We start from the raw sequence: 23,215 nt of genomic DNA on the forward strand, positions 1-23,215 counted from the left end.
ATTAAAAAGATTTCAAAAGATCGATGTTCCTTTTTGCGAGTGCAAATATAGAACAGATTTTTTGAAATCTCAAACTTTTTATTAAAGTTTTTTTACTTTTTTTATTAAGCTAATTCTTTTTTCTTGATTAACAGTTTCTTAGCAGTTTCAACACATAGATCTAAACTTTCTTCAAAGCTTGCAGATGTCTTTTTTACAACGATATCGTCACCTGGAACTACCAAAATCAATTCGGTGGTCTTATTTGCTTTATCTGAATTGTTTTCAACTTTTAGGAAGACTTTGCATTCCTGAAGTTTGTCATAAAACGTACCTAGTTTACTTACTTTCTTGTCTACATGTGACTCTAGTGGTTCGTGTGGAGTTAAGCCGATTGCTTGTACTGAAATCTTCATAATTCTTCTTTTTTAATTGCTCTTGGATGAGACTGATTAAACACTTTTTTCAACTGTTCAATATTGGCATTAGTGTACACTTGTGTGCTTGCAAGACTAGAATGACCCAATATTTTTTTAACTTTTGATATCTCTGCCCCATTGTCTAAAACATGCGTCGCGAAGCTGTGTCTTAAAATATGAGGACTTCTTTTTTGCTTAGAAGTAACAAGACTAAGGTACTTATTAACTACTACATAGACAAATTTTTCCGTTAGTTTTTTTCCCTTTTTATTGATAAAAAAATAAGATTTAAATTCCTCTTGTGGTTTCCGTATCTTAAGATAGTCTTTAAGCAACGAACTCAAACTTTCAGAAATGGGAATATATCTTTCTTTATTACCTTTTCCTACGATTTTCAGTTGGTTTTCTTCTAAGTTTACACTTTCAAATATTAAGCCACAAAGTTCAGATTTTCGAATTCCTGTCTGATATAAAATTTCGACAATAGATTTCTCAAGCAAATCTTCGACTTCAGAAAAAATTTCATTTTGCAAAACTCCCATCTCATCCTGCGAGAGCGGAATTTGTTTTTCAGGATAAAATTTCAGTGATGATACCGTTTCGACCGGAGAAACTTTAATTTCACCCAATTTTAGAAGAAATAAATAAAAACTACGAAGCGTGGAAAGCTTCCGGTTAACCGTTCTCTTTGAGATCCCGTTTTCACTCAGTTCAACGATAAAATTTCTTATTACTTTTTTATCAGCATTCAGAAGATTCTCGGAAGATTCGGTTTTAAGATAAAAAGAATAAAAATCGTCAAGATCACGACGATAACTTGTAATGGTATGAGGCGAATACCTCTTTTCGAACTGCAAATAATCCAAAAATTTATCTCGCATTGTTGTAAAGTATAAAACGAAAAAATCACTTCTCAAATATAACTATTTAAGAAGTGATTTAGTATGTGTTTAAGAAAATTTCTTAAGCTTGCTCTTCCTTGCTTAATCCTCTTTGCTTATAAGCCGCTTTTAATCTAGCTTGTCTAAGAGTTACAGAAGGCTTGATAAACGCTTGTCTAGATCTTAATTGACGAACTGTACCCGTTTTATCAAATTTTCTTTTATATTTTTTAAGTGCTCTGTCGATAGACTCTCCGTCTTTTACTGGAATTATTAACATATATTACATCTCATTTTGGATTGCAAAACTAAAGGTTTTTTATGAAACTACAAAACTTTAAGATTAAAAAAATAAAAATACCCATTGTATATTATTTATTTCATTTAATAAATAAGGTGTTTTACACATTTATTAATCTTAATAAACATTAAAAAAATGTAATTTCATTAAAAAAAGAACCTTAATTAACATTATTTATATAAATTTGTAACTAATCCAAACAAAACACAATGATGAATAGCTATTTACTCTATCCTGCCGACTCTTACGGCAATTAAAAAATCACACCAAAATCACTTTAAGAACTCTTTATTTAACGATATTGAGTTATTGATGGCTTAAAAAAAAAACACTCTAAATTTTTAGATATGATAAAAAAATTACTCTTTTCTTTATTATTGGTTTTCCATATTTCAGTTTTTGCTCAGGAAGACTGTATCTCTGCGATTACCGTTTGTGGAAATTCAAACATCAACTATACTCCTTCAGGAATAGGAAATATTAATGAAACACTTGGCGGTTGCCTTATTTGGGGTGAGAACCATTCAGTTTGGTATAAATTTACTATTGCAACAAGTGGAACACTTACTTTTGATCTTACTCCGACCGGGCCTGTAGATTATGACTGGGCAATTTATGGACCGAATGTCAACTGTAATAATCTAGGATTTCCCATAAGATGTAACGCTTCAGGAAATCTAGGAAGTACCGGAATGAATCTCACCAACATCAATACATCTTCTGCAGGGGGAAACACAAACCGATACTGCAAATATATGGATGTTGTTGCCGGACAAACCTATTTCTTATATATTGACAACTGGTCTCCTACCGTTTTTACATTTAATTTAACTTGGGGAGGAACAGCAACATTTATCTCTCCTTTTACCAATAGTACAACTGCTCCGAATCCCTTTATTCCACCAGGAACGGCCGGACCAAACGCAAACTCACCAAGAGAAATTGGAATTTGTGGAAATACCGCAACTTTTAACTTTAGTACTCTATCTGCAGGAATTCTAAATGGAAATCCTAATTTCACAGTAAATTATTATAATACCGCAAACAATGCTGCAACAGGAACAAATCCTATAACCACCCCAACCACAGTAAATACAACAACAACTTATTACTACAGTATTAGTTATCAAGATCCTAACAACCCAACAAGTACAGCAAGCTCCTGCAAACAAACCAATGCTGTTGTTTTTAAAGACAAGAGTTTAACCGCTTCAATATCCTCACCCACAACAAAACTTTGTCCGGCAGGAAGTATTGTTCTAACCTCTAACAATGCTACAGGAAACACATGGTCAACAGGAGAAACTACACCATCCATCACAGTAACAACTCCCGGTACTTACACTTTAACAAGCACAAATGGAATCTGCACTAGTCCACAAGCTTCAATAATTATAACTCAAGATACCGACGCAAATCCTGAGATTACCGGTAATTTAACTTTATGTGAGGCAAGCTCCACTACTCTTACTGCGACATCAACCGGCACAGGAAATACGTATCTATGGTCAACGGGAGCCACAACAGCTACCATCAACGTGACAGCTCCAGGAACTTACACCGTAACTGTAAAAACTTTAGCAAACTGCCAATACACTAAATCTGTAACGGTTACACAAGGCGTTGTTCCGATAGCTCAAAATGCAACATTAGCAAGTTGTTCCAATACAACCACCGCGGTTTTTAATTTAACTACTGCAGAACCAAATATCAGTACAACTTCAGGAGTAACGTTCGACTATTATTTGAATCAGGCAGATGCTATTGCCGGAAACACAAGCACAATAGCTACCCCGACAACTTTTACTTCAGGAAATGCTACAATTTACGTAAGAGTAAAATCGACAACCTGTGCAAAAGTCATTACACTGCAATTAAATGTTACCCAACTTTCTGCTCCAACAATTACAAGCTCATCTTCCACAATCTGCTTTGGAGGAAGTGTAACATTAACGTCCAGCTCAGCAACAGGAAACACATGGTCAAACGGGGCTACAACACAAACCATCACCGTAACAACTGGCGGAACTTATTCAGTAGTTGTTTCTAATGGAATTTGTACAAGCGCACCTACTTCAGTCACTTTAGCAACGGAAGGCGATCCCAATCTTCAAATTTCAGGGAATCTGATTACTTGCGGATCTCCCTCTAACTTAACCGCAACTTCCAACGGAACAGGAAACACTTATGTATGGTCAACCGGAGCTACAGGAAATATAATTTCAGTTTCTACCCCCGGAACATACACTGTAACTGCTACAACTGCTACAAACTGTCAGTATACAAAATCTGTAACAGTTACTCAAGGAGCTGTTCCGGTAACGCAAAACACATCTTTAAGTTTATGTTCCAACTCAAATACGGGAACATTTAATTTAGTTTCAGCTCAACCAAACATAAGCACCACTCCCGGAGTTACCTTTAGTTATTACCAGAATCAAGCTGATGCTTTAGCAGAAAACAGCAACACAATTACGGTTCCGACAACTTATACCTCCGGAAATACAACTATTTATGTTTTAGTTAAAACCGGTTCTTGTTCTAGAATTGCAGAATTGCAGTTAATTGTTAATTTAAAACCAATTCCTACCATTACAAGTTCATCCAATATAATTTGTAATAACACTCCTGTTACTTTAACATCAAATTTTGCAACAGGAAATACCTGGTCAAACGGCGCAACAACACAAACAATAACCATCACTACGCCTGGAACATATACTTTAATTCATAATAATGGAACGTGTACAAGTGAACCTGTTTCAATAAATATTGTTCAGGGAACAGATCCTAATGTTCAAATTTCCGGAACATTAAATTTCTGCGAAGGCGCTTCAACAACATTAACAGCGACAGCAAACGGAGCAGGAAACACATTTTTATGGTCAAACGGAGCAACGACAGCAACAGCAATAATAAATACTCCGGGAATCCATACCGTAACAGTAACTACTCCAGATGGTTGTCAATACACAAAATCTGTAACAACAATTATAGATCCTGCAATTTTGGTTAATATTAATATGCCGGGAGAAATAAACTGCATCAATACACAGATTACTTTAAATGCAACACTTTCTACTTTTCAACCCGGAGCTACGTTTTTATGGACAGCAACCGGAGGGGGAAATATTGTTTCAGGAGCAAATACACTAACTCCAATTGTAAATAATGCAGGAACCTATACTTTAACCATTACGAGCGCAACTGTAAATGGATGTACAAAACAGGCTTCTGTAAATGTTATTAAAAACACCACTCCTCCTGTAATAAATGTTTCAGCAATCAAAACAACAATTTGTAAAGGTGAATCTACTACTCTTACCGCAATTGGAGCAAATACTTACACATGGACAGGAATAGCAGGCAACGGCAACACACAAACTGTTTCACCAACCACCACCACAACCTACACCGTAACCGGAATAGGAGCAAATGGGTGTGCAGCAGCAAATCCAGCAACAATTACCATTACTGTAGTGCCGGAAATCGTTTCAACATTACACAGTATTGAAATTTGCAAAGGCGACAAAGGAGTTTTGGACGCAGGAGCCGGACCTAACTACACCTACATCTGGAACACAGGAGCAACAACACAAACAATAAATACAACAACAGCCGGAACTTATACAGTTACCATAAACAATGGAGTTTGTTCAAAAACTTTCACCGCAACCGTAGGATATATTGTAATTCCAGAAATTACAGAAATCACATATAATAACAATCTATTAACAATAATTATTAAAAACACCGGAACTTTACCTGTAGAATACTCGATAGACAATGGCGTCACGTGGCAAAATTCAAATGTATTCAGTGTAATGAAAAACACTCAATATTCTATAAAGGTAAAATACCAAGGTGCAACGTGTGAAACTTCAGCTGAATATTACACGTTCTTTATGGCAAATGTCATTACACCAAATAGTGATGGTAAAAATGATGTTATCGATTTTAGTGAAATCAGCAAATATGGAAATTTTGAAGGAGGTATTTTTGACCGATATGGAAAAACAATATTCAAAGCATCACCCAAAACACCTGTTTGGGATGGCAAATACATTGGCAGACCTTTACCTACAGGAACATACTGGTACAAATTAAGCTGGGAAGATAGAGTTACCCAAAAACCAGTACAAATATCTGGTTGGATTATGTTAAAAAACAGAGATTAATGTTCGGTTTAGGATAAAATTCAATTTGAATATAAGTGTCGGAATTATTTTCGGCACTTTTTTGTTGTTCATGGCTAACCAATCTTTCGTTTTTGATAAACTTTCAAAGATTGATAGGAATTTTATATTTTAAAATATCCCGCAGATTTTGCAGATGGCGCAGATTTTTTTTGATTTATTCTGTAATAATAATAATAATAATAATAATAATGAATATGTGTTAAAATAATCTACACCAAACTTTGTAGATGCTGCCAAGTATTTAAATTACATACTAATAACCCTAGCCCCGATTGCAATGAAAATCCCGCAATGGAGCGGCGGAACGAAGTGGAGCCGCGTAATGAGGAATTATAATGAAAAGCGGGATAAAGCTCCAAATAAAAAGTTTAATTAAAAAAGCTTTCATCAATATTAATGGAATTTAAACAAAAACCGTATCTTTGCATTCACTTTAAACATGGGGTTGACTGGTTTCGACAGCAAGACCAATGGGTAAGTAAGCATGCAGAGAACCGTAGCGCGATCTCTTAAATCCCTTGCTACAAAATTTTAACTGGCAACGAAGAGTTCGCTCTTGCAGCTTAATATCGAAGTATAGTAGATCAAGCGTTTTCCCGAAGATTTCAGTAGGGAAGCAAGATATTCCACAAATGCTCTGTTCTGCGGCGTTTGATTCTGGGATATAGTAATGCGGAAATAAGGTTTTAGACGCTTCGGCTAAAACTCGAAAACCTTAGAAGATAAGCTGGAAGTTGGGCGTCTGCTCTCTGCCTCCAGTCGAAAATTAATAGTAGAATAAGCATGTAGAAATCTTATGTATTGCTTGTTTGGACGAGGGTTCGAATCCCTCCAACTCCACACGAAACCCTGTAAATTATTAATTTACAGGGTTTTTTATTTCAAGGTGCTAGTTTAGGTGCTAGTTTTAAATAATTTTTTTTTGAAAAAAACTTTAGACCAATAATTATAACCACTTAAAGAAAAATTGTTTTTCTACTATACATATCTCTTAAAGTATTTCTACCTAATAGCAACATCACTCAAAAGCCATTCTCAATGGCATTTTAAAAGTAGAACGAACATAACCTCCATCCATCTTACCTGGAATCCATTTCATTTTAATCGATTTAACTGCAGCTATAACCGAAGAATTAAATTGTGCATTTTTTCCTTCAGCTTTTAGATCAGTCAATGTTCCATCTTTTTCAATAGTAAAACTAAGTTCACTTGATACTACTCCTTTAGCTTCGATTTTAGAAAGATCCAGATTCTCAGCAAACTTCTTCCTGAATGCATTAATTCCTCCTGGAAACTCCGGCGCTTGTTCTACGTCAGTGTAAACTTTGTTGTTATTAGTTTTTGATTCTTTTGTATTTTGGGAATATGTTTGAACTCCAGTTGTTGGCAGTTCCTGAGCATAGGAAATGATTGATAAAAGCAATCCTATAAGTGTTATTTTTATTTTCATTTAAATAATTTTTACAAGTAATTGATCGTTTTTTGAGACTTAGTTATATCTATTACAATAGGAAAAATTATTGCCGAACGTTCCGCGGCTTGTCGCATTGGTGTCTTTTTTATTGATTTGTTATGAAGATAAGCAAAAGTTCACTTAGTAATTTCTGACTAAGAAAAACTAAACTAGCCATTGAGCCAAACTACTGTTATAAGCAGTTTTTATTTTAGATTATTTTCCTTTTTCAAATTTTCAATATGACTGTGGACTTTTGTAAATGTTGAATCAATTTTCACAACTTTATCACTGCTAATATTTGTCAATTCTGTTATCATTTTATACTGCGTTATGATATGCTCCATTAAAATGTTATATACAAAACAAATCGCAATTATTATGAAAAATCCAATATTCCGAAAACTTGGCTCTGTTTTTTCGATCAACATTGAAGCCATACTCATGACTGGAATCACATAAGCAATAACGAAGCGAAGAATTTGAGAAAAATTTGAATTAAAAAATTTGAATTCTTTTTAGCTTTAATAATTGAAAATTTGATTGCGTCGTAAATTCCGCAACCAACAACACTTATAATACCAGAAATTATTATGTCTTCTGTGGTCATTTTATCAATTTTGATTGTAATTTATCTTCAACATGTCGGTAAATTACTCATAACATCCAAATTTACACATTGCGTTAATACTAATCATATAAAAGTGTGCTAATCCTTTTTTCAATAAAATGTAATTACCTTAAATTATCACACCGACTAATTTAAACAGTTGGACAGCATCCTTGTCCTCCACTATATTTTTTTTTCTTTTGAGCAATAAGTGAAAAATTCAAACAAAGAATTATAAGAATTGTTGTTTTTGTTATGAATAATTATATTTTTTTTTCATTCATATCGATTAACTTTTTATTGGTTTAAAAAGAATGGGAACTTTAGAAATTACTTTATAAAAGAATTTATTTGCATTATACGTTTTTTGAGATCTTAGTTCTATAAAATTAGCTTGCCGAATCATAGCTACCATGATATAGTATAATATTGTGCAAAATATTAAAAGAATATTATTTAAATGCTCGCTGATAATTAAAATTGACTTCAAATCTTACTTTTTCATCTAAATTATTAATCTTTGCTCTGCTTCCGGAAACTTTTTGACAATATTTTTAATCATTATATTAGTCATTAAGTAGGAGTAGAAGAGCATAAGATATAATGTTTCTTTCATAAAAGGATGATCCTTCAGATGTTTTGCCTGTTTTAACTGTAGAGCCAGAATTCCTTCAGAATGTGCATAAACTGATGCAATAAAATATATTTTTGAGAATACCCCTTTAGGATTAAATTTTGATTCAGTAAAAAGAGTATCCCACGTTTTAAATAGTTTTCCTGATCCGTTTTCTAGTAAACTTATCTGCTGTTTCTCACTGAGTGTTTTAAAGATTGGATTGCTTGATATACTCACTTTAAAATTATCAATTGCTTTTTTTTCATCAATAATCCTCTCATTATCAATTTTTCTGCGTCAGAAAAAACTTTGGATCTTAATATCATTGAAGACATAATCCAAGAATCAAAGCGTAATTTATGCTCTTCCTTAACATCTGAATTTAAATATAAATGTTGATACATTAACAATGACTCATATTGCGATCTTACAATAGTTATTATAGAAGATATATCGAGAAACTTAATATGAGCTGCATTATTTTTATAATACTTTGACTTTATCGATTTTCCTTCAGATAGATTGATTAAACTTAAATTTTGTAGATGTAACTTTAAGACTAATTGTTCAGAATAGATGTCATTTTCTTCAAGTTGCACATTTTTCTCAGCTAAGATTTCGTGTAAATAAACTAAAAGATCTGTGCTATCAAACAACTTATATTTGATTTCATTAATATTTTTTGTTGTATACAACTTATAAAGTTCTGTAGCCCATATATTTTCTTTATCCATTATTCTTTTTAATTAAATTTACGAAAAACAGGTGTAGCTGATCAAACAATGATCGTTTTTTGAGATTATATTATTGTTGTAATAGTAATTCCACCCCAAACATTCAGCAAACAATTTAAAAGAATGGATTCAGGCACTAATAATTTACATCAAATTCCAAGTTTTCTTAAAATCTAAATCAAATTATTTTTTTAAGCGTTTATCACCAAATAAATAACCTATCGACAATGTTATCAATGGCGTTATGATAGCCCAAAAATCTTTTATAGACAAATTTAAATCTTCGTTTTTCATTTGAGAAGTTGAAATTGTATAAATTATACCTACTAAGATTAAACATATTACTGTTAAGCCAGCAATATTATTTGGAGCATTTGAAGAGTTTCCCCAAATTTTCCCTAGCCAGCCTTGATCAATTGCTTTAGCAGCAGCTTCACTTTGCGATTCAATCACCTGCTTTGCAAGTTCTTTATCTTTTGGTAGAGTAACGTTATTCATTGCCTGTTGATTCTCTTCGGTACCATGTATAATTCAAAACTCTTCTATCATTGCCATATATTGAGACATAAAAGTTCAAATATATATTTCGGCCATCAAGATGTCCTAAGAGTAAAGGTTCAGCATTTCCTCCGCCAAGAGTTTCTGCAAAATTTATTAATAATATTGACATACAGGTTTCATCTAGTATTTTAAAGTCCATCCTTTCGCTTTTATCTTCGAGGTCTGTGACAAATTTGAGTCTATATTTTAAATTTTCAGCAAAATCAAAGTTTATAGTTTCATCATCATACGCAATTACTGTCCCTGAGGAAATAATATCAAAATTATTAATACCTGTTGTTATTTTCATGATTATTTTTAAAAGAACTTTTGTAAAAAGTTAATTAAAGCAAATATAATAAAAAGTAAAGTTATCATAATATCTTGGGGATTCAATTTTCAGATGGCATAATTGATATGGAACTTGGAAAGGAGAATTTTGGAGGCAAAGTTACTTTTGCTGACGACATTATCAAATTTAAAAACACAGAAGTATTTAAGCTTTATAATTCCATACGCTAATTCCACAATAATTTGTAATAAATTGTCAATCCTATAATATCTGACATAAAATATCCAATTTAGTTTAAATTGGTTTGAAGGCGTACAGGTGTACCTTTGCTAGAGTAGCTATAACAATAAATTATAAAACTAGTGCAGCAAAAAAAGGTAGTATCTCATAAACTGTGTAAGTATAAAATTTATTCTGAAAAATATTGAGCCCTTAAAAGCTCAAAAAAATTTTCGGAAACCTAACGAAGTGGTTCGGCGAAGCCAAATAACTTTTTACTATTTTTAAACCTTATATAGTTATGATCGACAAAGAAGATTTACTAAACAACAAGGATTTCGACAAATCCTTCAAGAACGGAAGATTTAACATCGTTCTTCAAAGAACTGCAAAAAAAGCAGTAGAACATATGCTTGATGCCGACTTAGACAGCCATCTTGACAATATAAAAACACGAAAAAACAGTAGGTGAAAACTACCGTACTTCTTAACATGTATTATCAAATTTCTTAACCCATTTCCTCACTAATATAATCTCTTCACCAAACACTAACTCATTTTAAAAACAAAAATCCCAACACTGGACTACCCCCAAAAAGTGTCTAAACTTTTGGGTGCAGTCTACACACGTCAGGATTTTTTACTTTTAATTTCTTTAATATCGTATTTTTTATCTCGAATCGGTTCGTCAGGAAGGAATTCCTTAATGGAACACCCTAATGCGATTGCAATTAAATTTAAATGAATTAAATTATATTTTGCTTTTTTGGATGGAGCTTCTATTTGTGAAATAAATCCAATGTTCTTCCCAATAGAAAGAGAGAGCTCCTCTTGGGTAATACTCTTAGATTCTCGTACTTCTTTAACACGTCTTATAACATATCTTTCTATTTCGTCTAATGATTCATTCATAAATCAAAGTGAATGAAAAACATCAAAAAACATTATGTACTATGGTACATATTTTAATAAACTTTATTATATTTGTAAAATAAGTTATTGAAAACGTAACTTTGCAATACTTCAATATTAATAATCGAAGCTATTGCTTAGATTCTCGACTAGAAAACTGGTAATTTTATGTGTACGAGAAGATAAGTAAGTTAGCTCACGACCGCGGCGTGGGCTCTCTTATCGTACACGGGTATACCAGTACCTCTAGTCAATAAGTTGAGTTCCACGCTTTTTCATTTACGCAATTTATGTAGTGATTTAGCATTTTAAGCAGAGATTCATCTTTTTTATCTAAGCAGTTCCTTCCAGCAATAATTTTGCTTAAACACACTGCTTATGAAAAGAACAAACACTTTGCCTCGAAAGTTAACCGATTTTCAGCTGTACAAATTGCTGAAAGAAGGTAATCCCGTTGCTCTCGAACATCTTCATTTACGCCACAAGAGACTTCTTTTCTGGCTTGGATGGCAAGTGCTTAAGGATGATTTTGTAGTTGACACTATTGTTCAGGACACCTTCCTCAAATTGTGGCTGCACCGCGACACCATTGAGACACCTGATCATATTACCGGCTTTTTACGATTTGTTATGAAAAGGGATTGCATTGCGTATGTCAGTTCTTCCAGAAATAAATTCAGCCGCTTAATGGCTTCTCTTGACAGTTTTGAGAATTATCAGGATTATCTTGCAGGCTATGATCCGTTGAAAGATAAAGAGTATTTAAATAGCCAGGAATCTGATCAAAACAAATTCGATGAAATCACAAAGGTTTTACCTGTTCTGAATCCCAAAAGAAAACACCTGATAGAACTCTGCCTTGAATATGGCTTTCAGTACAAACCCATCGCAGAGGCTATGGGAAGCAGTGTGACAGGCATCAGCACGGAGATAAGCAAAGCCATAGATGATCTTCGGAAGATTCTTAAAGTCACTTCTTTTGAGCAGCCACAGGAAAAAGTTTTTGATAAACAAGAGCAGTCCGAACAACTCAGCAGTCAACAGCTTGAGATTATCAGAAGAAGGTTTGAACAGAAATCTTCATTTGCAGTGATTGCAAAAGATCTCAAACTACCTGAAAAGGAAGTCCATCGGGAATTTCTTTACGCCTATCAGCATCTGCAAAATAAAAACACTTCTCAAATACCCCTGTGATATGGAAAAATTCACGATAACCCTGACTCGGAAAATTCAGCTGGTGATTGATGTTCCATCCGACGATAAAAGCCAGATGTGGGAAAAGCTCTACCGTTATCAGAACCGCTGTTTCCGTGCAGCTAATCTGATTGTTTCCCATCTGTATGTACAGGAGATGATCAAGGATTTCTTTTACCTCACCGAAGAAATCCAATATAAGTTAGCTGATGAAAAAAAGGATGAAATGGGAATCTTCGACCGTTCGAAAACAAACACCACAGCACGCCTGGTCTTTGACCGTTTCAAGGGAGAAATCCCCACAGACATTCTGGGATGCCTGAACAATACGATACAATCTACCTTTTCCAAAAACAAAGCCGACTACTGGCAGGGCTCAAAATCACTACAGAATTTTAAAAAAGACATTCCCATTCCGCTTCCGGTCAAGTGCATCAGCAAAATGAAGTATGATGCGGAAAAGAGAGCGTTTAGCTTCAATATGTTTGCGATCCCGGTCAGAACCTATTTAGGGAGAGATTTCTCTGATAAACATTTGATTCTGGAATGCCTCCTAAGAGAAGAGATCAAGCTATGCAATTCACAGGTACAACTGAAAGACGGTAAAATATTTTGGCTGGCCGTCTTTGAATTTCAAAAAGACAACCACGGTTTAAAACCCGAAATTATTGCTGAAGCTTCTTTGTCATTAGAACATCCTATCGTGGTTAAAGCCAACAATGTGCGGATGACTATTGGTTCGCAAGAGGAATTCCTCTATCGCAGATTGGCCATCCAAGCCAGTAATAAAAGGATTCGAGCGGGGGTCGCTTATTCCCGTTCCGGACATGGAACCAAACGGAAACAAAAGGCACTGCATAAAACAGAAAATCTGGAAAACCGTTTTGTCAGTCATCATCTTCATCTGTACAGCCGTAAGCTGATTGATTTCTGCATCCGGCAGCAGGCGGGCACACTAATTCTTAAAGATCATGAAGACAAGATAGGGATTGCAAAAGAACAGGAATTTGTGCTTCGCAACTGGAGTTATTATGAATTGCAGACCAAAATAAAATCCAAAGCAGAGAAAGCCGGTATCGAATTGATCATCGGATAGCTAAAAAAAATGAGGGTGCTTGTAAACCCGTAGGGTGAGGTTTTGAACACTCACTAAATACTGGAAACTGAATACTTTTTCTGGTGTATACAACGGCGTGGGTTTCTTTTTTTTCAAAAATGAAGAAAGCATAACCAAAAAGGCAAAGTATAGCAATAGAAATCCTACACTAAAAGGTATCATCAATCAATCTAGCGAGATTGCTTGCCTGATTGGCTGCTGCCCTGACTCCTTGCTTTCCTGACTTCTTGCTTCCTTGATTGCTGTCAATCAAAAGAGATTACTCTGCAATATGTTGCGGTTATTAGAGTCTTTTTCTCTTTCTTTTATTTTGAATTGGAATATCCTCTGCCTCATAAGTTGAATTGTTATTACCGAATTGCAACAGAGAGAAAAGCTGATTTGTAATCTCATTATCTTTAAAAATCTCATTGAAGACTGAAAATGGAACCGTATTTTCTTGTGAAATTTTTTGTGCTATTTTTTCCATTTCTGATATTAACTTTTGCTTATCTGTTCTGTCGACATGTGGACTTCTAAATCTCGCAAATTTGATTTCCCTTTCAACAATATTAATAACAGAATCCAGATATTTTTTCTTTTCAGATGCAAAGACTGTCGGGTTGGACAATAGAACAGCGTTTTTGTTTTTGAATAGATGTACCTGCTTTTGTAAATCAATAACCTTTATATTGAGCTCAGTAATTTGCTTTGACTTAGATTCCAACTCCGTTTTATTTTTTAGAATTGTGCTTTTGTAATTTCGAAATGCTTTTTCATAATTCTCAATGGTCTTGTCAGTCTTAATTTTTTTAAAACCTAAAAAATCATTTTCCTTAACAACCAGCTCCTCCGATTTCTTCGAACTCAATTCAGATTTCATTAGGTCGTACCTTTCTTCCAAAACTTTGAGATCCTCTTCTTTCTGCTGAATCTTAAACTCAATGGCTTCCAATCTTCCCCTGGAACCAGAGATACCTCTTTCCATATTCAGGCATTCTGCTGTCAGATCCTGCATTTTTGAATAATGAAAGGATTGGTGTTTAAGTGTTTTTCCTGTTTGCAGATCCTGCCAGTCAGCAACCAAATGAGCGTGGTAATTTGGTTTCCATTCTTTCGTATCTTTGTCGGTATGACCTTCGTCTTTGTGAATAGCAATTTGAAAAACACGGATTTTCAATTCTTCTTCTAGCCTCTTCGCCAAGTTTTGAAGTTCCAGCATCGTTGTATTCTCTTTAATAACAACAACTGCTTCCCGAACTGGCATTGCATTCTTCTGTAATTTTCTTCCGGACTTTTCTTTACAATACGCTTCAATCTTTTGGATCCTGTCAGCTATCTTCTGTTCCATCCAGTATTCATTCTTTGGCGTCAGGTCTTTACGGATGTAATCAAAAGTTTTCTTCCTGAAATTATGGGTTTCAGAATCGGACTTAACAACTTTGAAATTGATAGAGGTCTTCATTGCTTTTACATCTTTAAAGTTTTACACTTTTATTGTTTTACTCTTTTAAATTTTTGTTGAAGGTTGCTGTAATTAAATTACGAAGCATTATTTTTTACCTGTGTTTATTTTACACACCTTCGATAAAAATAGGCCTAGTATTTTTTACACAGGTTCAAGAAGCTAACCTGATATTATTTTACTAAGGTTAAAAGCCTCGCAGAGCGTATTAGAAACTTTGTTGGGAGGCACGACCTTCAAAGTTGCGAATGCGCTCCTAACTTCTGCGGGTAGTTGGTAAAAAATACAGCACGCCTATCAACGTTTCCTTTTAAAACCATTTGAATTTTTGATTTCCGGCTCCTGATTTCTTACGTGTTGTTTATCCTGTTGTGGAAATTTTTCAGATTGTTTTGCTGTCTTATTTGATACATTATTTTTCATTCTGTGAATCAAAAATTCGTTGAGATCTTTATGGTTTGAATAGATACCGGAATGATCTTTTGCTTCCGGAAAAGATTTTATGATCTCTGATTTACATTTTATTCCGGCAGTATCGTTGTCCAAAAACAGATTGATATGATGATAGTTTTTCAGATGTTCTACAGATTTATTTAAAAGAGCAATGGAATTCATCACAAGAATATCTCCTGCAAAAGACTTTTGCAATTCAATAAAAGACAGTGCATCCATAAAACCTTCAAAAACGGCTATAACTCTGACATCTCTATCTTGAATGTTTGATTTACCCTGACCATTGCTGCTGAGATTTATTAGTGAACAATCCTTTTTCAATAATGAACCTTTGTAAAAAGCATTACGCAATTCAAAACCGCCAGATAAGTTCTCAAAACCAATGGCGTAGAGTTTCTTGCTTCCTATGGTAAATCGTACTTCTTTTATGTAATCATAGACTTTAGGACTTAATGCTCGTCCCTTCAAATATTGTTTCAGGTTAAGATTCTGGAGATTGAGTATTTCATCGATTTTGTAATTTGGTTCAGGCTTTTTGATCTGTTGTTGCTGATGAAAAGAAGAAAAATTTTGCTTCGCTGCCCAATCCAGAACTTCATTGACCGAAGTGTTCAAATATTTTTTCATAAAATCGGTGTTGTTACCACCTAGACCCTCTGAGTGAAGGTACCAGGCATTAATTCTTTTATCCAATTTAAAAGAGGCTTGGGATTCGCTGGCAAAGGGGTTGAGATACCAAGCTTCTTTTTCATTTTGTTTCGTTGGATGGTGTCCGAGAGAAAGGAGGACTTCTTCCAACGATATGCTGTTGAATTGTTTGCAGTTCATTTTTGTAATTTTTACTGTTTTTAGTAATAAATAGTACTTGTCCTGTCGGTTCAAGTGGACGGGTTTGGTTTTGATTAACTATTGATGAATTGATGAGAAAGCCTTATAATTATTTGAATTGTAACATTTTACATCCTCATCAAAGTCTCATCATCTCATCAAAGTTGAAATATTCCTTTCATCACTCACTCATCAAAAACTAAGGTTGAAAAGTTTGATGAGGCTTTTGATGAGATATAACTAATTGATTTTATTTTGATTATCAATTAATTCATCATTTCATCAAATCTTTGAAGAATAAAATTTCTTTCTATTGTAAAATACCGTCCTGTTTTGTTCTGTTGGAAAAAACTTAAACCATAATCGAGGTCGTATTTGATATAGGAAAGAGAATTACTTTGAGGTTCGAGTTTCCAGTTTTCTTTCAGTATTTTCCGGACATCATTAACCGTCCAGTATTGTTTGCTAAACATCTTACCAAGCATATTGAAAATATCCTGAGGAATACAGTTGATAATTTTATCTTCGGTATTTTCGAAAAACTCATATAAAAGTTCGATGATCTTAGTTTCCAGTTTATTGTTGTTTTTCCAAACCAATTTCTGAAGGGCTTTTGTTCTGATCTGGGAATCAGTGAACCACATTCTTGTTTCCTTACGGCTGTGAAAAGGTCTTTGGATTAGGTAACGAAGGAAATAGGGAATCTCCTTGTTGAGATTGTGCAGAAATTCAGTGTTCTCGCTTTTGATTGATTTCACTTTGATGATCCAGAATCGAATTTCATTTTCATCGATCTGAATGAAGTTGTCTTCATTATTGGAACAGAGAATGAATTTGCCAAAGAATTCTACCTCTTCACGGTCTTTTCCTTTGGCTTCCTTCTTGTCTTTGTCGGTCGTAGAAAGGTATTTTAAGCGTTCCGTAATTTCCTTTTTGTCGAAGAATACTTCATCAATAGCTACTATCAGCATCGAAGTCCAATCTGAATTAAACTGACTGCTGAATGAGTCTCCTTTGATGTAGGTCATATTTAATCCAAAGATGGATTTCAGCCATTTAATGAATGTAGATTTTCCGGTAGATCTTTCTTTGCTTACAAGACAAAGTATTGGAAGAATCTGTGTTGGATATTGCAGGAGGATTTTAATATAATCAAGACCCAATTCCAATTGCTCTCCGAAAATATGTTCCATAAATTTTAGTGAGAATGGAATTTTGTTTTCTAAAGCTTCAGAACTTGTATTTTCATTGATTGGTTGATAAGGAATCTCATTGTACATATTGTAGAATCCGTCGATGATTTGCTTATAGTCAAGATGAGAAGGAATACAGCAGAAACCATCGTACTTTGAAACTTTTGAAACGTAGATTTTTCCGTGGTCGCTAATAATAGTTTCACGATTCCATCGCACCAAAATTGAGATCTTGTCTCCGGAGATCAATGGTTTCTCGATAGTTTTATAATACGTAGTGCCTACTCTGAGATATGGGATTTTTTCGCTCATATTTTTAAGGTTTGATTCTGTACAGGAAGTACAGAAAGGTGAATTAGAATGCTTGATAAATAAAGTCTGATCTATCTTCTATACTTAAGCGATTTGACTTCATTTAAAGCCTCCATCAGATCAAAATGGTTGACCCTGTAGAATCTTCCTATTTGTTCTGCTTTAATGTTACCTTTTAATATGTGTGAGCGCACGGTTTGATAATCAAGTTTTAGAATTTCTGAACACTCTTTGATAGAGTATAGTTTCTTTTTCAACTCAATTTCAGGTTCTTTTTTTAGGGAATAGAGTAAGTCTTTAACTTCTCCTAATTCGTCGAGAATGGTTTGGAATGGATTTGTTGTCTGCATAATCTGTGATATTTATTTGCAGACAAAATTGAATGATTGAAATAACTAATGATGCAATTCTACTCAATTGCGTGAAGTTTAATGCTTGATATTAAACAGCTTAGATAATTCGTGATAGATAGTTTCCTCAAAATCATTAGGTTTCACAGTTTCTGCCCTTGAAAATATTCCTTTGTCAAAATTGGTATTATATTCATTTTCCATAGCCTCAATAATTGTGGTGTCTTGAAAATCTTGGTTGATGATGTGTTTGTCCTCCAGAAAACGGTGAATTCTTATAAATGAAGATTTCTGAGTCACGATAAGATTATGATTTTATCGTGGATTTTTTATACTTCAGAAATATAAATATGGAAAATAGATTTATAGAATATAATCTAAATCCGAATCATGAATTTAAGGTAGCTTCGAAATCATGATAAATCGTGTGCTGCCTAAATTTGCCAAGCGATATTAAATAATTCAATCGAAAATCATGGTAATTTGGAAATATTTTGACTAATATTAAACTAATTGATTACACTATTCAAAATTTTAAATAACCAAACAACCCAGCGCAATGCGCTGGGTTGTTTGGCATTGATTACGGATTGCAAATCCGCAACATCTGGTTATACTATTTATTGTAGCCGAATGTTATTGTTTCATTAAAGAAAGGAATTATCTTAATAGAATTTTAACAGCCAAAATTTACAAGAATAGCTCTTTTTTTTTATTAAATAATCCAATTCTCTTTGATTAATTATTAATAATTTACTCATAATACTTATTTTGTAGGTAACTTATAGTTTAACCCATAATTACTAGGATTAACGATGAATTTCTTTTTCCAATCGTGCTAAGTCTGATAATGAAATCCATATTTCCGAGACAATTCTTTTGCTGTTTGTCCCGACTCATACTCCTTTTAAAATAGCCAAAATTTGGCTGTCTGTAAATTTGCTCGTTCACATAAACTAAAATTAATCGTTTTTTGTTAATAATTTTAGGATTATAAAAAGTCCGGTTCTATAGGGAGACTTATATTTCCAAAAAACGTTTTAAAGATTATCTTCAGAAAAATATTGCTGCACTATAAAAAAAACCTCGCAATTTTGCGAGGTTTTTTTATCTATATTTACTCCAATCTATCTGCATCATAAGATAAAAGGAGAAAATTAAATTTAGTATAATAAATACTGTTATCCCAAAAACTATCCAACCTCCTTTTTTATTAACTTCTGTGGGTAAAGCATCAAACTGTTGATGGTATGAAAACCATTGTTCTTTTGAAGAAAAGTTTTTCCATTTTAATAAAATAATAACTATAAAAGGAATATATATCAAAGGGTTTTTAAATGATAAATGCAGATTCTGTTTTGTAATTATAGTATAATAATTATAAATGGATAGAAGTGACCATATTTCAAAGGCTATAACTGTAATTCCTGCTTTAAACTCCGTGAGAAACTTACCACCCATTTGTTCCGATGTATATTCTATAAAGCGGTAAATTTTATAATAGAAGTACTGATAATATCTTTTTATTTTTTTCATAATATTATCTTTATTTAGGACCTCTTGGGATTATATACACCCTGTTAGGACCTGCTTTATTCACTCCGTTATCTAATTCTGACTGAAATTTAGCATTGTCATTCAGCGCTCCTTCAACACCTCCAGGATATAATGCTTCCATTCCACCATAAGCAGCAGACACCATAACTCCATAAGGACCGCCTAATATTCCCCAAGCTGACATTCCTGTGTTGGTGGCAGCTTTTGTAGGAGTAACTGCATCCGGTGCATTTGGATTTTGACTATAGTTGTAAACACCAATACCATCGATTAGCAAGCCTGCTCCTGCCGCAACATATCCTATTCCTGTTCCAACTTTTCCAATATTATAAGTACTAATCCTTGCACGGCTTCCGCCAGCCCAACCGCTTCCATAATATTTAGGACTAAACGCACTTCCGTTAGCTAATCCATTGGTTAACCTAAATGAACCCGGCGCTTTTTCTGTTGCGATACCTCCTAAAATTGTTCCATAATTAAGAGCACCATAACCTCCTGTTGAATTTGAAGCCATAATGGTTGTTCCTCCTCGAGTTGTATGGTCGAATCTATTATCTAAAGCTCCTATATCACTACTTACCGTTCCGTTATTATGGAATGTATACTTTGAAGTTGTTTCTCCGTTTACTTTTGTAGTTAGCGTACTACCTTCTCCCAAGTGTTTAGCATTTTCTCCATAAGTAGCTGTTGCATGTGCTTGAGATTTAATTTTATCATCAAAGAAAATTTGACTACCTCTTTGAACCCAATCCATTCCCTCCCTTCCATCTGGATCAATAAAGCGAATCGGATTATTAAAAGCATAATTGAAAGGACTATGACGAGTCATTTTCTCCGCCAATGGATCAATCACCCCCCATCTACCAATATCCGGCATATACATTCTCGCTCCATAATCATACATCCCAGTCTCCTGGAGTTCTTTACCGTTATACTTGTAGTTGTAATAACCACCCAAGTTCCCTTTTAATCCTCCAATATGATTAAGACCGAATGCATAATAATCATTTTTATCAGTGATTTCCAATGTTCCATCTATTTTTTTTGTATAGCTTAATCTGACATTTCCTAAATGATCCTTATATTGGTAAATATATCGATTTTCTGCAAAGCTGTAAAAGCCCTCTGCTGTAGGTACAAAATTTAATCTCCAGATTGGTGTTAAAGGAGGTTTGATACCACCACCAGGATCAAAGATGATGTCTCTCTTCTGATAAGCCTGCTCCTCAAAAGCAAACTCGGTACGACACCAGGCACAAGGTGCTACCGTTTGTTCGGAACTGTAATTGAAGCCATCCAAATAATCAGTCATACTTGTAGTCGTAGTCTGCCCTCTTCCCCCTCCACTAATATAAGATTTACGAAGTTTTACCCCATCTGATCTATAAAGGTAGTTAATATAAATAGGAACCATCAGTCCAGACATATTGGTTTGAGGAGCAAAGAAACTATTAGGTAGATTGAGATAGTTGTAACTGATACTTTGGATACTTTTATCTTTCATATTGGTCATATTACCATTAAGGTCGTAATCTATCATATTATTTCCACCTTCATAACCTGTACTGTTCTGCTGGTTTTCAATTATCTGAGTCAGACGGTTTCCTTCATAGATATAATCCAGATTATCTACCATTGTTGCCGTAGGTGAAAATACCTGTGGAGCATTTCTCTTCAGGCTGAGGATATTTCCGTTTAAATCATAGGTCAGATATTCATCAAAAAAAGTACCGTTCCCTGTCGTTGGCTCATTATAAAAAGCGTTTTTTAGCCTGTTCAAATGATCATACTCATAGTTATAGCGCTTCAAAAGATCTTCGGAAGAGTTTTTCCAATCGATCTCTGCAATATTGCCATTGTACTTTCCTGATGCAGCATTGTTATTGGCTGGGTTGTTATATTTGATTTTATATCCAAAAAGATCCCCATTGCTTAAATCTGCAGGATCATTGATATTGGTCATCCAACCACGGATGTTGTAGGTATAATCTACTTGTTGAAGCCCGCTTCCTAAGCTTGTACCGCCCACTTTTTTGTTTTTTAGCTGTGAAAGCTCGGTATACTCATTCTGCGCAAGGTATTCCATAGGATTGCTATCAACCTGATGTGTATGGGTTTTTAATCTGTTCTGATGATCATAGGTGAAATTTTCTGTAATCACTCTTTCCGGATCACTATCCAGTCTTTTATGTTTTGTAACAACCATCTTTGCCATTCCTGAAAAATCAAGCTCAGATTCTGTCTTTGTATAACCTCCCAAATGGTTAATGGACTGACTTCCGATCGGTCTTCCTTTCTGATCATACCAAGTGTAATTCTTTGTCCAGTTGTCGTCCTCAATGTTTTTTACATATGACGCTACCGGTAAACTTTTGGTACTAACATTTAAACTTGAATCATCGGTCAACAAAGGTAAATTAGTAACTGTAGGGATAAATGACGGCGTAGATGGAGGATAGGTGTCGTAATAATTAACGGATAATATACTTTCTATATTTTGAGGATACGCAGTATTGGCATAATAGATTTGTAAACCGCTTTGAGTGTATGTTCCCGCAGTTTCTATATTGTGTCCGTAGGTATTTGTAATCCATTCTTGTACTGCATTTCTGTCGCCGTTATCAATTGAAATTCCAGTGTATAAAATTCTTCCAAACTTATCATATTTTGTAAAAAACCATTTATTGAAAGATTTTTGATTGGTATCCTGCGTTGCGACTAATCGGTCTGCTTTGTCATACACCATATACTCCCAACCTTTTCCCGGAAGCTTCTTCTCAACAAGACGGTTTCTACCGTCGTATTTGTATTGATAGCAAAGATTGTTTAATGTTACATCAGGAAATGTACCCGTAGTTAAACTTTTAACCGCTTCTACTGCTAAAGGTGGGATGACATAAGCCAGCTGGTTATAATCATTGTAAACATAATAAGTATCGGCATTTTCTGTGGCACTGATTGCCTTTCTTACCATTAAAACCTGGCCCTGACCATTTTTATATTCAATGGTCGTATTTCCGTCTTCATCCGTTACCGTATTTTTGTATAACCGAGCACTACCATACGAAGGTGATAAAGTAAGTTGAGATTCGAAAGTTGTATAGTTAAATATAGCTGTAAACTTTCTCACCTCTCCGTCAACATTCGCATCGTAATTAAACGTCACAGGATGGGCTTGCCAGTCCGTGCCGGGCTGTACCTGAGATAAAACCCTGTCTAAAGGTGATGCTTCCAGGTTGGAGTGACCAAAGGCAAAATTATCACCATAATACGTCGTGGCTGAAGATTTTACTCCTGCTTGAATGCCGCCATTCAAGGTATTCATCGGGGCGGGAAGCCAGGAATCGACCTGTCTGCCGAAACCGTCATATTCAATATGATTTACCATATCTTTTCCTGTAGGTGATGCTTTTACATTCACAACCTGTTTAGCTCTGCCTAAACCGTCAAAATACTGTACTGTTTCTGCTGTCTTTGAAGCGCTCGCTCCATTATAATCTAAATAGGTTTTAGAATAAACATAGTTTTCATTTGTGCTCAGGTTCAAAGTCTGACCGTAGGCAAGCCCCACGACAAACAATGAACTGATCGGAAGGATTATTTTTTTCATGA

20 protein-coding genes and 1 other RNA gene are annotated in these 23,215 nt (G+C 34.4%); 5 read left to right on the forward strand and 16 right to left on the reverse strand.

The features are described 5' to 3' along the window. Positions 1-104: 104 nt before the first annotated feature. From OH814_RS15235 to rpsU, 3 genes are all read right to left on the reverse strand, one after another. Positions 105-395, reverse strand: a complete 291-nt coding sequence (locus OH814_RS15235; protein ID WP_076560148.1) for an HPF/RaiA family ribosome-associated protein — start codon at positions 393-395, stop codon at positions 105-107. Continuing rightward, on the reverse strand, positions 392-1,279 hold the full coding sequence (locus OH814_RS15240) for a tyrosine-type recombinase/integrase (protein WP_076560150.1): 888 nt from the start codon (positions 1,277-1,279) through the stop codon (positions 392-394). The genes OH814_RS15235 and OH814_RS15240 overlap by 4 nt, the downstream gene beginning before the upstream one ends. An 82-nt stretch (positions 1,280-1,361) precedes the next feature. Then, positions 1,362-1,559 carry a 30S ribosomal protein S21 gene (gene rpsU / locus OH814_RS15245; protein WP_034702010.1) on the reverse strand — a complete coding sequence of 66 codons (198 nt, stop codon included), beginning with the start codon at positions 1,557-1,559 and terminating at the stop codon, positions 1,362-1,364. 368 nt (positions 1,560-1,927) lie between these two features. Between rpsU and OH814_RS15250 the strand changes: the two genes are divergently transcribed. Together OH814_RS15250 and ssrA are read left to right on the forward strand one after the other, a co-directional pair. Then, positions 1,928-5,758 carry a T9SS type B sorting domain-containing protein gene (locus tag OH814_RS15250; RefSeq protein ID WP_308828754.1) on the forward strand — a complete coding sequence of 1,277 codons (3,831 nt, stop codon included), beginning with the start codon at positions 1,928-1,930 and terminating at the stop codon, positions 5,756-5,758. A 462-nt stretch (positions 5,759-6,220) separates the two neighbouring features. Continuing rightward, positions 6,221-6,622: a transfer-messenger RNA gene (ssrA, locus tag OH814_RS15255) on the forward strand. 175 nt (positions 6,623-6,797) lie between these two features. On the opposite strand, the gene OH814_RS15260 is transcribed toward ssrA, so the two are convergent. The 5 genes from OH814_RS15260 to OH814_RS15280 form a co-directional block, all read right to left on the reverse strand. Further along, positions 6,798-7,229 carry an energy transducer TonB gene (locus tag OH814_RS15260; RefSeq protein WP_308828755.1) on the reverse strand — a complete coding sequence of 144 codons (432 nt, stop codon included), beginning with the start codon at positions 7,227-7,229 and terminating at the stop codon, positions 6,798-6,800. Positions 7,230-8,347: 1,118 nt separating this feature from the next. Further along, a complete protein-coding gene (locus OH814_RS15265; RefSeq protein WP_308828756.1) occupies positions 8,348-8,695 on the reverse strand; it encodes a hypothetical protein in 348 nt (115 codons plus the stop codon). Beyond that, positions 8,692-9,192 carry a hypothetical protein gene (locus OH814_RS15270; RefSeq protein ID WP_308828757.1) on the reverse strand — a complete coding sequence of 167 codons (501 nt, stop codon included), beginning with the start codon at positions 9,190-9,192 and terminating at the stop codon, positions 8,692-8,694. The genes OH814_RS15265 and OH814_RS15270 overlap by 4 nt, the downstream gene beginning before the upstream one ends. A 183-nt stretch (positions 9,193-9,375) precedes the next feature. Continuing rightward, the gene (locus tag OH814_RS15275; protein WP_308828758.1) at positions 9,376-9,690 is read right to left on the reverse strand and encodes a hypothetical protein; all 315 of its coding nucleotides are present in this window, start codon (positions 9,688-9,690) and stop codon (positions 9,376-9,378) included. Then, positions 9,683-10,042: a DUF6864 domain-containing function gene (locus OH814_RS15280; protein WP_308828759.1), complete on the reverse strand. Its 360-nt coding sequence runs from the start codon at positions 10,040-10,042 to the stop codon at positions 9,683-9,685. The genes OH814_RS15275 and OH814_RS15280 overlap by 8 nt, the downstream gene beginning before the upstream one ends. A 502-nt stretch (positions 10,043-10,544) precedes the next feature. On the opposite strand from OH814_RS15280, the gene OH814_RS15285 reads away from it, so the two are divergent. Continuing rightward, positions 10,545-10,715, forward strand: coding sequence for a hypothetical protein (locus tag OH814_RS15285; RefSeq protein WP_308828760.1), 171 nt, complete (start codon positions 10,545-10,547; stop codon positions 10,713-10,715). Between the two features lie 158 nt (positions 10,716-10,873). Here the strand turns inward: OH814_RS15285 and OH814_RS15290 are convergent, their stop codons facing one another. Then, a complete protein-coding gene (locus OH814_RS15290) occupies positions 10,874-11,155 on the reverse strand; it encodes a helix-turn-helix transcriptional regulator (RefSeq protein ID WP_308828761.1) in 282 nt (93 codons plus the stop codon). Positions 11,156-11,533: 378 nt separating this feature from the next. On the opposite strand from OH814_RS15290, the gene OH814_RS15295 reads away from it, so the two are divergent. Further along, positions 11,534-12,349 carry a sigma-70 family RNA polymerase sigma factor gene (locus OH814_RS15295; protein ID WP_308828762.1) on the forward strand — a complete coding sequence of 272 codons (816 nt, stop codon included), beginning with the start codon at positions 11,534-11,536 and terminating at the stop codon, positions 12,347-12,349. Between the two features lies 1 nt (position 12,350). Beyond that, positions 12,351-13,445, forward strand: a complete 1,095-nt coding sequence (locus tag OH814_RS15300; RefSeq protein ID WP_308828763.1) for a hypothetical protein — start codon at positions 12,351-12,353, stop codon at positions 13,443-13,445. A gap of 304 nt (positions 13,446-13,749) precedes the next feature. Here OH814_RS15300 and OH814_RS15305 read toward each other — a convergent pair whose 3' ends face one another. The 7 genes from OH814_RS15305 to OH814_RS15335 all read right to left on the reverse strand — a co-directional run bounded on the left by OH814_RS15305 (position 13,750) and on the right by OH814_RS15335 (position 23,213). Continuing rightward, the gene (locus tag OH814_RS15305) at positions 13,750-14,910 is read right to left on the reverse strand and encodes a hypothetical protein (protein ID WP_308828764.1); all 1,161 of its coding nucleotides are present in this window, start codon (positions 14,908-14,910) and stop codon (positions 13,750-13,752) included. A gap of 297 nt (positions 14,911-15,207) precedes the next feature. After that, complete coding sequence (locus OH814_RS15310; protein WP_308828765.1) at positions 15,208-16,191, reverse strand: toprim domain-containing protein; 984 nt, start codon at positions 16,189-16,191, stop codon at positions 15,208-15,210. 266 nt (positions 16,192-16,457) lie between these two features. Continuing rightward, positions 16,458-17,696: a DUF5906 domain-containing protein gene (locus tag OH814_RS15315; RefSeq protein WP_308828766.1), complete on the reverse strand. Its 1,239-nt coding sequence runs from the start codon at positions 17,694-17,696 to the stop codon at positions 16,458-16,460. Between the two features lie 71 nt (positions 17,697-17,767). Then, positions 17,768-18,046, reverse strand: a complete 279-nt coding sequence (locus OH814_RS15320; RefSeq protein WP_078674355.1) for a helix-turn-helix domain-containing protein — start codon at positions 18,044-18,046, stop codon at positions 17,768-17,770. A 78-nt stretch (positions 18,047-18,124) separates the two neighbouring features. Further along, entirely contained in the window at positions 18,125-18,346 is a 222-nt protein-coding gene (locus tag OH814_RS15325; RefSeq protein WP_308828767.1) for a hypothetical protein, read from the reverse strand. An 807-nt stretch (positions 18,347-19,153) separates the two neighbouring features. Further along, entirely contained in the window at positions 19,154-19,582 is a 429-nt protein-coding gene (locus tag OH814_RS15330) for a hypothetical protein (protein WP_308828768.1), read from the reverse strand. Positions 19,583-19,592: 10 nt separating this feature from the next. After that, positions 19,593-23,213, reverse strand: a complete 3,621-nt coding sequence (locus tag OH814_RS15335) for a DUF6443 domain-containing protein (protein ID WP_308828769.1) — start codon at positions 23,211-23,213, stop codon at positions 19,593-19,595. Positions 23,214-23,215 lie beyond the last annotated feature (2 nt).

Origin of the sequence: Chryseobacterium sp. CFS15, assembly GCF_031118795.1 — a bacterium.
GTDB lineage: Bacteria > Bacteroidota > Bacteroidia > Flavobacteriales > Weeksellaceae > Chryseobacterium > Chryseobacterium indoltheticum.